Here is a 9046-nt window from a genome sequence, read left to right as displayed (position 1 = left end):
TGCAATTTTCTATGAGGATTGAAACAGATGGATTCTATAAAGTTCTCATACTTTCACAAGTTTTCAGAAGTACCTATGTAGAGCGAGGTAGTAGTTAAAGGTTACTTTCTATACTGCTGCTAAACCGTTTTACCTTCCTTGTTTGGAGCAATTGTAGAGGCTTTATAGGTATAATTTTCAGAATTGCTCTGCAGGAACGAAGAAGGAAGCTTGAGTTTTCATACTTGCTAAATCGTTTTAGCTGTATGATTTATTGCCTGAATTTCGGAAAACAGTTTTGGACTTGAAAGGAAGAAGCTTCGATTCACCTTTAAATATTGGAATATGGTGCGCCCGCTTTAACAAAGCTTTTAAAATCAAACTTAAGAAGTATGAGTAATAAAGTAGTAATGGGTATTGATGTTGGTGGATCGCACATTTCAGCGGCATTAGTAGACATGGAAACCTGCGCTATACTGCCCGGTAGCTATGTAAGGAGGGAAATCAACACGCAGAGAAGCGTCGACGAAATAATTAATGATTGGGGAGAAGTGATTGAAGCTTCCACTAAGGTCTTTGACAATGTCTCCGGGAAAATAGGTATTGCCATGCCGGGTCCTTTCGATTATGACAACGGCATTTCCATGATCAGGGATCAGAACAAGTATGAGGTGCTTTACCAGCTTAATGTGCGGGAACTGCTGGCAGTTAGGTTAGGTATGTCCGCCGGCGGCATTAAATTCCTGAACGATGCCGAGTGTTTTCTGCTGGGAGAGCTGCTTTGTGGTGCGGCGCAGGGGTGCACGCAAGTGCTGGGGCTTACCTTGGGCACAGGGCTCGGCTCTGCTGGTTGCCGTAACGGGCAGGCAGAAGACGCCGCGCTGTGGAGCAGCCCGTTTAAAGAAGGTATAGCCGAAGATTACCTGTCCACGCGGTGGTTTGAGAAAAGGTATTTTGCACTAACAGGCCTTCAGGTAAACGGTGTGAAAGAATTGGCCGCTTTAGCGCAGGAAAATGCCGTGGTTCGGTTGATTTTTGAGGAATTCGGGCGAAACCTGGCGAAGTTCATCACCGGTTGTGCCCGTGTTTACAACCCTTCAGTGGTCGTGTTGGGGGGCAACATTGCCAAGGCATACGTTCTTTTTGCAGCGGAACTAAAAGCTGCACTAGAGCAGGAGGCCATGCATATTACTGTGCAGGAGGCAGCGCTGGGCGAGGAGGCAGCCCTGATAGGAGCTGCCAGCGCCTGGAAAGCGCAGGTGCTGGCGAGTGCACCCAAGTAAGGCTTCTGTTTACCGGCAACGACTGGTATACGTGCAAAACCGGAATATTCCGGAATAACTTAAATAAGCTAAAATGAAAACACTACTGATAGGTTGCCTACTTATACTTGGCTTGCTGACACTAGCGCAGGCGCAGGGGGTGAAAGATGGAAAGGGCCGGCAAAACGACTGGTCCTACATCGGCAACTACCTGAGCAGGGATTCTGTAACACACGGGCCGTATACGCTCGTCTTCATCAACAAAGATACGGCCTTTGCCCAAAGTGGAGATGCAATCAAGCAAGCCATGGAAGCGGCTTTCTTCAAAGTATACCCGCAGGAGGCGGAGCGCTTTAACCCGAAAACAGCCACCAAAGTCACCTTCATCATCGACCCAGGCTACAAAGGTGTGGCGGCCACAAGCGGCGACATTATCCGCTTTAGCCCCGCCTGGATGCTGGCACACCCCGAGGACATTGACGTGGTAACGCATGAGGCATTCCATATTGTGCAGGACTACGGCGACACCCCCGGACCCGGCTGGCTGACCGAAGGCATCACCGACTATGTGCGCTACAAGTATGGCGTGAACAATGCTAAAGCCAACTGGTCGCTGCCCGACTACAAGCCGGAGCAAAGCTATACCAACAGCTACCGGATAACGGCGCGCTTTCTGGCCTGGCTGGAAAAGCACAAAGACAACCAAATAGCGGACAAGCTGAACGTAGCCATGCGCAACCATACTTACACGCCCCAGATCTGGGTAAGCTTAACCGGCAAAACGCTCGATGAGCTGTGGCAGGAGTATGGCCGAAATCCAGCGCTGTAATTGCCCTCAAAGCTGCTGCAGCAGTGTACCTGCACTTTAATCTTTTGCGCTACCGGCAGGCAGTGCAGTCATTCTGTTAAAACACGACTATGCGATTATCTGCTTACTTAAAACAACTGCTTTTCTGTTTGCTCCTCCTGGGTGCCGCCGCGGCGCAGGGCCAACAACAGTACGTTACAGAAAAGAACATCGCTTATTATCCGGATTCCGTCAACAGAAAAAATCCGTATATCGCCTCCCATTGCCTGCTGGATATATATTACCCAAAGGGCGCAAAAAACTTTCCTACGATCGTATGGCTGCACGCCGGAGGCATGACAGGTGGAAGCAAGGAAATTCCTAAAGCCCTGATGGAGAAAGGCTACGCGGTGGTGGGTGTCGGTTACCGGCTGTCTCCGGAAGTAAAAGCACCTGCTTACATAGAAGACGCCGCGGCGGCAGTCGCTTGGACGTTCCGGCACATCAGCGACTACGGTGGCAGTCCACGTCTCATTTTTGTATCGGGGCACTCGGCGGGCGGCTACCTGGGGATGATGGTAACGCTCGATAAAAAGTACCTGCGCAAGTATAACATCGACGCCAACAACATTGCCGCACTTATTCCTTTTAGCGGGCAGGCCATCACCCACTTTACGGTGCGGAAAGAGCGGGGCATGAAAGATATTCAGCCGTTGGTTGATGACTATGCGCCACTGTATCATGTACGGGCTGATGCGCCGCCCATGCTCCTAATTACGGGCGACCGCGAAAAGGAAATGCTGGGCCGCTACGAGGAAAATGCATACCTGTGGCGCATGATGCAGCTGGCAGGTCATAAGCGCACCACACTATACGAGCTCGAAGGGTTCGACCACGGCGGCATGCCGGAGCCGGCGTTTCCATTGCTGCTCAAAGAGGTAGCCACTGTTACAAAGGAAATAACAGAGAAGAAGTAAGGCGCACCACTGAAAAGAAAAGCGCAAGTATAACCGGCCTGTAGCAGGTTGCTACCAGGCAATGACTGCCGTTGCTGTACAAAGCCTTTTCTAGGTGAGAAATCGCAGGTGTCGTCGGTGCACTGGTTAGCAGCCGGCGCATCTGCTTAGCTCGGGCATGGGCAAATATAAGTATGGGATGAATGGCTAAGAGTAACTTACACAAGTATAAATAATGAAGTTTAAAGCGCTATTTCGCGCGCTGCTTTGAGGCACGTACGCTACGCGGGCACACCGACCCGGCAGGCGTCAGAAACCCGCAGGGACCAGCTAAGAGCGACGCCCCGCAAGAGCCTTACGCCAGCAAGCGGTAATTCGGGGTGGCTCCTTTTTATACAACGATAATTACTGTTCCGGCTACCGGGTGGCGCGCAGAATGAAAAGCACGGAAGACAGTGGTATGGAGCACCTGAGTTTTTGGTGTGTGCGCAGCAAATAGCATGACGCCGGATGTAGAGGAATTTATACTTCCTTTTAGCCAAGCGGCTACGGGAAAAGCCAGTTGATACGGAATGAAGAAAGAATGAAATGCATACGACGGGTAATCTCGTCAAAAGTGGTTTTTGAAAAAGAGCCCAAAGCAGGGATTTTCGGAAGTATGACGCTCTTTGCCAATGCACTGTGCTACAGCCTCTAAACATATAGCAGCAGTCGAGTAGGTGACGCTTTATAAACCTATCATATTAAACGCATTCTAATAAATTATACTTTATGAATAGAATACAACCTCGGTTTTTTAAGAAGCTCATCCTGCTGCTCACGTTTTTTGTGAGTAGCATGGCCTATGCGCAACAGCATGAGGCACCAGCTTATCCCCTAATCACTCATAATGCATACTTCAGCATCTGGTCTTTTAACGATACCTTGAGTGCTGCCCCCACCCGGCACTGGACTGGCGCAAACCAATCCTTAACAGGCCTGATAAAGGTAGACGGCAAGACCTACCGCTTCCTGGGCAATGCGGAGAAAACTTACAAAACCATTCTGCCTGCCGCAGATGAAGATTTCTACACGGTTAAATACACCGAAACAGCTCCTGCAGCAACGTGGATGAACCCCGGCTTTGACGCCAGTGGCTGGCAGTCGGGCCAGGCACCGTTGGGGGATAACGCCCAGCAGGACAAAACCCGGTGGCTAAGCAAAGATATTTGGGTGCGCCGAACCTTTACGCTGAACCAGGCAGACCTGCACAAGCCACTGCTGAAATTACGGCACGATGACGACGTGGAAGTATACCTGAACGGCAAAGAGATTCTTACACTTGGTGGTGCCTCTGGCAAATACATTTACAGCGATGTGTCGGACGCGATCAGGGCAAATTTAAAGGAAGGTGAAAACGTGCTTGCGCTGCACTGTACCAATACCGGCGGCGCTGCCGTGCTGGATGCTGGCCTTGTAGACGAAGTTCCGGGGAAGAATGATGCTACTGTACTAACCGCCTTGCAAACCAGCGTGGATGTATACGCCACGCAAACCGTTTACCAGTTCACCTGCGGCCCGGTTGACCTGACGCTTACGTTTACCTCTCCTTTGCTGATGGATAACCTGGAGTTGTTTTCCAGGCCGGTGTCTTACATTTCCAGCAAGTTGCAGGCAAACGACAAAAAGGTGCATGAGGTGAAGCTATACTTTGGGGCATCTACCGACATCGCTGTTAATACGCCGGCGCAGGAGGTAACAGCCCAGCAGTATGCTACCAATACGTTGTCGGTGCTGAAGGCGGGCACCACTGCGCAGCCGGTGCTGGAGAAGAAAGGCGACGACCTGCGCATCGACTGGGGCTATATGTATGTGGCAGCGCCTAAAAAGCAGAAGCCAATCCAGTATATCACGCCGGCTGATCAGGCAATTGCCACTTTTGTCTCCGGCGCCAGCGCCAAGGCTACTTCGCAAGGCAAGCACCTGGTGCTGAATACGGTGTTGCCGGTCGGGAAAGTATCAGCTTCACCCAAAGAAGCGTACCTTTTGCTGGGCTATGATGAGTTGTACGCTGTCCAGTATTTTCACCAGAACTTACTGCCCTGGTGGAAGCAAAACGGGGAAACAATAGATCAGGAACTGAACCAGGCTGCTGCCCAGTATCCGTCTGTGATGCAGCAGTGCGCAGCATTCAACAAAAAGCTGTATGCAGATACGAAAGCAGCAGGCGGCGAAGCTTATGCCGAGTTGTGTGAGCTGGCCTACCGCCAAAGTATAGCAGCGCACATCCTGGTAAAGAGCCCACAGGGAGAACTACTGTTCCTGTCGAAAGAAAACTATAGCAACGGCTCCATTAATACCGTGGATGTTACTTTCCCATCCGCCCCACTGTTCCTGGTATACAATCCTGATCTGCTGAAAGGCATGCTGACTGGTATTTTTTATTTCAGCGAAAGCGGCAAATGGGACCAGCCCTTTGCGGCCCACGACCTGGGAACATACCCTATTGCAAACGGGCAGACGTATGGCGAGGGTATGCCGGTGGAAGAGTCCGGCAACATGATCATTCTGGCAGCGGCTATTGCCAAAGCAGAGGGTAATGCCGAGTATGCCAAAAAGCACTGGAAGACTTTAACTACCTGGGCGGAGTTTTTAAGTAAAGAAGGTTTTGATCCGGCAAACCAGTTGTCTACGGATGATTTTGCCGGGCACCTGGCCCGCAACGCAAATCTTTCGGTTAAAGCCATTGTTGGTTTAGGCTGCTATGGTATGATGGCCGGGATGCTGGGCGAACAAAGTACCGCCGACAAGTATACTGCCATGGCCCGCGACATGGCAAAGCGCTGGATGGTGATGGCAAATGCCGGCGACCATTATGCCCTTACCTTTAACGACAAGAACACCTGGAGCCAGAAGTATAACCTGGTGTGGGACAAGGTGCTAAATCTGAATTTGTTCCCAAAAGAAGTATACGACAAAGAAGTTAACTTTTACCTGGCCCACCAGCAGGCATACGGCGTTCCGCTCGACAGCAGAAAAACCTATACCAAGTCTGATTGGATTTTATGGTCAGCAACTTTAGCCGACAACAAGGCAGATTTCCAGTCGCTGATACAGCCGGTTTACAAGTTCGCTACTGAAACTACGGACAGGGTGCCCTTAAGCGACTGGCACGAAACGACTAATGGCAAGCATGTCGGTTTTCAGGCCAGAAGCGTAGTCGGTGGGTACTTTATTAAGTTGCTCGATGAGCGGCTCCGTAAAGGAGTGAAACAGTAATTTGCGCTGCTTACACTTCTGCACCAGAAGTGTTGACTCTTTCTCTGAACCGGCAGCTTTATAGAACTGCTGCCGGCAGGTATAGAAGGGCATTAGAAAGAAGTTCAATAAGACAAAGTATACTAAAATACCTATTGGATGAAGAAATCATACTACATACTTCTTTTAGTACTGCTATGCCAGGCAGGCATGGTGCAGGCGCAAACGTCAGGCTGGCATGTTGTGGCAAGGAAGATCACCACCCCTTGGACAGATAAAGTTGATCCGGCTAACCCGCTGCCAGAGTACCCGCGCCCACAGTTGGTGCGCGACGACTGGCAGAGCCTGAACGGGCTGTGGCAGTATGCGGTGCAGCCCAAAGCCCAGCAAGAAACAGCACCTGCCACTTTCGAGGGGCATATCCTGGTGCCTTATCCCATCGAGTCTGCCCTGTCGGGAGTGGGTAAATTGGTTGGTAACGACAATGTGTTGTGGTATAAAAAAGTGATAACTGTGCCCTCTAAGCTGCGGAAACAAAACGTGCTGCTGCACTTTGGTGCTGTGGACTGGCAGGCGGATGTGTACGTGAATGGTAAGAAAGTAGGCGCTCACCAGGGCGGTTATGATCCTTTTACCTTCGATATTACGGCAGCCCTGAAAAAAGGAAGCCAGCAGGAAATTGCCCTGCGCGTGTGGGACCCTTCGGACGAAGGCCCGCAGCCACGTGGCAAGCAGGTAAACAAGCCCGAGGGCATCTGGTATACGCCCGTGACCGGCATCTGGCAAACGGTGTGGCTGGAGCCGGTACCTAAAACCTACATCGCCGACACCCGCCAAACTCCCAACATCGACCAGCAGACCCTTACGGTAAGTGCTGCAATTGAAAACCTGCAGCCCAACGACCAACTGCGCATCTCGGCCTGGGACGGGAAAAACAAGGTGGGCGAGCAACTGGTAAAAGCAACTGCAACTGCGGTGCTATCTATAAAAAATCCCAAGCTGTGGTCGCCCGAAAGTCCTTTTCTGTACGATCTGCGCCTGGCAGTTATGCGCAACGGCAAAGTGGTGGATGAAGTGAAAAGCTATTTTGCTATGCGCAAGATCAGTGTGGGGCCAGATGAAGATGGCGTGCAGCGGATGTTGCTCAATAACAAGTTTGTGTTTCAGTATGGCCCGTTAGACCAGGGTTGGTGGCCGGATGGCCTCTATACCGCGCCCACCGAAGCAGCTTTGGTTTCCGACATCGATAAAACCAAAGCGATGGGATTTAACATGATTCGCAAGCATGTGAAGGTGGAGCCCGCGCGTTGGTACTACCACTGCGATAAAACCGGTATGTTGGTATGGCAGGACATGCCCAGCGGAGACCTGGGAGCGCACTGGGGCAACCACCCAGGTATAGAGGGCGAGGCCGAAGACATGACCCGCACGGCAGAGTCGGAGCAAATTTACCGCACCGAATGGAAAGAGATCATGGACGACCTGTACAATTTTCCGAGTATTGTGGTATGGGTGCCTTTCAACGAAGCCTGGGGGCAGTTTAAGACAATAGAGATCGTGAACTGGACCATGCAGCGGGACTCATCGCGGCTGGTTAACAGCGCCAGTGGGGGCAATTTCCATAAAGTAGGCCAGATCATCGATCTGCATCATTACCCGGACCCAGCCATGCCTCGTGCCGATCTGTTTGGGCGCGACCAGGCGATTGTGCTAGGGGAGTTCGGGGGGCTAGGGCTGCCAGTGCCAGGCCATACCTGGCAGCAGAAGGACAACTGGGGCTATCAGAACTTTAAAAATGCCGACGAGCTGTTTGACAAGTATAAATCCTTCACTGAGAAGCTGGAAACTCTAATAAAGAAAGGCTTGTCAGCAGCCGTATATACCCAAACCACAGACGTGGAGGTGGAGACGAACGGCCTGATGACCTATGACCGGAAGGTGATGAAAGTACCGGCCGAAAAGCTCAGGGAAGCCAATAGCAAGCTCTACGATCCATCACTGGTGGAAATGGAAACAGCGGCAGCCCAATAGCCACCGCTGCCATAAGTATAAGTTATGCTGCAGCATGGCGCGCTCCTTCTATACGATGTACCCGGCCGATGTATAACTAAATGTCAGTGGCAAAAATTAACACTAGGGAGTATATTGAAGAGTGCTTTTACTTCGGATTTTGCTGCAAAGTTGAGCAGATTTCAGAGGTAAAAGCACTGCTTTTTGTGCATTGCTCATGCCGAACATCAGGCGTGTTGTTCATTCTGGTCCGTGGGGCTTTCTTCCCTTTTCCAGTTTAAGTGGCCCCACCTTCACGATTACATCTTTTACATAGCGTTTGCCCTTCACCTCATCGTGGCGGGGGAAAGAAGGAGCGGGGATGTGTACCTCCACTTCATACTCGCCGGCCTCTTCTATGTGGAAGTTACTGCCATAGTGATTTAGGAAGGGGTGCCAGAAAAAAGGGAAGTCTCTTTCTTCCACCAGCTGTCCGTCTTTTAGCACGTTGGCCTTAATTTTCAGCTCAGGAATAAAGCGCAGGTCGTGTTTATCCTGCACTACAACTTCCATGTGTGTATTATATGTCGCCTCCGGAACGTGCCATTTCAACCCGCCGCCGGCTAACTGATAAGTTCCTTCTGCTTTTTCGCTTACCACATGCACAATGTAGTCATCCACCTCTACTGATACGTGGTTGTCCATGTGCTGCATAAGCTTCAGAGCCGCCTCATAAGCAAGCCCCTGCGCCTTTTCCAAGGCTACTTTAAGTGTGTTGTGTTTGATTTCCATACGCTTTCGTTGTTATTCTTATTTATTTACTACAGCGAAACAGA

6 protein-coding genes are annotated in these 9046 nt (G+C 50.8%); 5 read left to right on the top strand and 1 reads right to left on the bottom strand.

Features of this window, described 5'->3' with window-relative positions; translation table 11 throughout:
- Window positions 1-371 precede the first annotated feature (371 nt).
- From ABDW72_RS05035 to ABDW72_RS05015, 5 genes are all read left to right on the top strand, one after another.
- Entirely contained in the window at window positions 372-1262 is an 891-nt protein-coding gene (locus tag ABDW72_RS05035) for an ROK family protein (protein WP_347157366.1), read from the top strand.
- Window positions 1263-1335: 73 nt separating this feature from the next.
- On the top strand, window positions 1336-2070 hold the full coding sequence (locus ABDW72_RS05030) for a basic secretory protein-like protein (RefSeq protein WP_347157365.1): 735 nt from the start codon (window positions 1336-1338) through the stop codon (window positions 2068-2070).
- An 89-nt stretch (window positions 2071-2159) separates the two neighbouring features.
- Window positions 2160-3005, top strand: a complete 846-nt coding sequence (locus tag ABDW72_RS05025) for an alpha/beta hydrolase (RefSeq protein ID WP_347157364.1) — start codon at window positions 2160-2162, stop codon at window positions 3003-3005.
- 750 nt (window positions 3006-3755) lie between these two features.
- Window positions 3756-6242: a glutaminase family protein gene (locus ABDW72_RS05020; RefSeq protein WP_347157363.1), complete on the top strand. Its 2487-nt coding sequence runs from the start codon at window positions 3756-3758 to the stop codon at window positions 6240-6242.
- Between the two features lie 138 nt (window positions 6243-6380).
- Window positions 6381-8252 (top strand): glycoside hydrolase family 2 protein, encoded by a 1872-nt coding sequence (locus ABDW72_RS05015; RefSeq protein WP_430438142.1) that lies wholly within the window; start codon window positions 6381-6383, stop codon window positions 8250-8252.
- 219 nt (window positions 8253-8471) lie between these two features.
- On the opposite strand, the gene ABDW72_RS05010 is transcribed toward ABDW72_RS05015, so the two are convergent.
- Window positions 8472-9002 (bottom strand): iron transporter, encoded by a 531-nt coding sequence (locus tag ABDW72_RS05010; protein WP_347157362.1) that lies wholly within the window; start codon window positions 9000-9002, stop codon window positions 8472-8474.
- Between the last annotated feature and the right edge of the window lie 44 nt (window positions 9003-9046).

This window comes from Pontibacter chitinilyticus (assembly GCF_039748935.1).
GTDB lineage: Bacteria > Bacteroidota > Bacteroidia > Cytophagales > Hymenobacteraceae > Pontibacter > Pontibacter chitinilyticus.
Note: the sequence above shows the minus strand (reverse complement) of the source record. Positions and strands in the feature narration are given on the sequence as shown.

Coding starts and splice junctions, on each gene's coding strand:
- ABDW72_RS05015 (WP_430438142.1), top strand. CDS start 6,381: ATGAAGAAATCATACTACATACTTCTTTTAGTACTGCTATGCCAGGCA.
- ABDW72_RS05020 (WP_347157363.1), top strand. CDS start 3,756: ATGAATAGAATACAACCTCGGTTTTTTAAGAAGCTCATCCTGCTGCTC.
- ABDW72_RS05030 (WP_347157365.1), top strand. CDS start 1,336: ATGAAAACACTACTGATAGGTTGCCTACTTATACTTGGCTTGCTGACA.
- ABDW72_RS05035 (WP_347157366.1), top strand. CDS start 372: ATGAGTAATAAAGTAGTAATGGGTATTGATGTTGGTGGATCGCACATT.
- ABDW72_RS05025 (WP_347157364.1), top strand. CDS start 2,160: ATGCGATTATCTGCTTACTTAAAACAACTGCTTTTCTGTTTGCTCCTC.
- ABDW72_RS05010 (WP_347157362.1), bottom strand. CDS start 9,002: ATGGAAATCAAACACAACACACTTAAAGTAGCCTTGGAAAAGGCGCAG.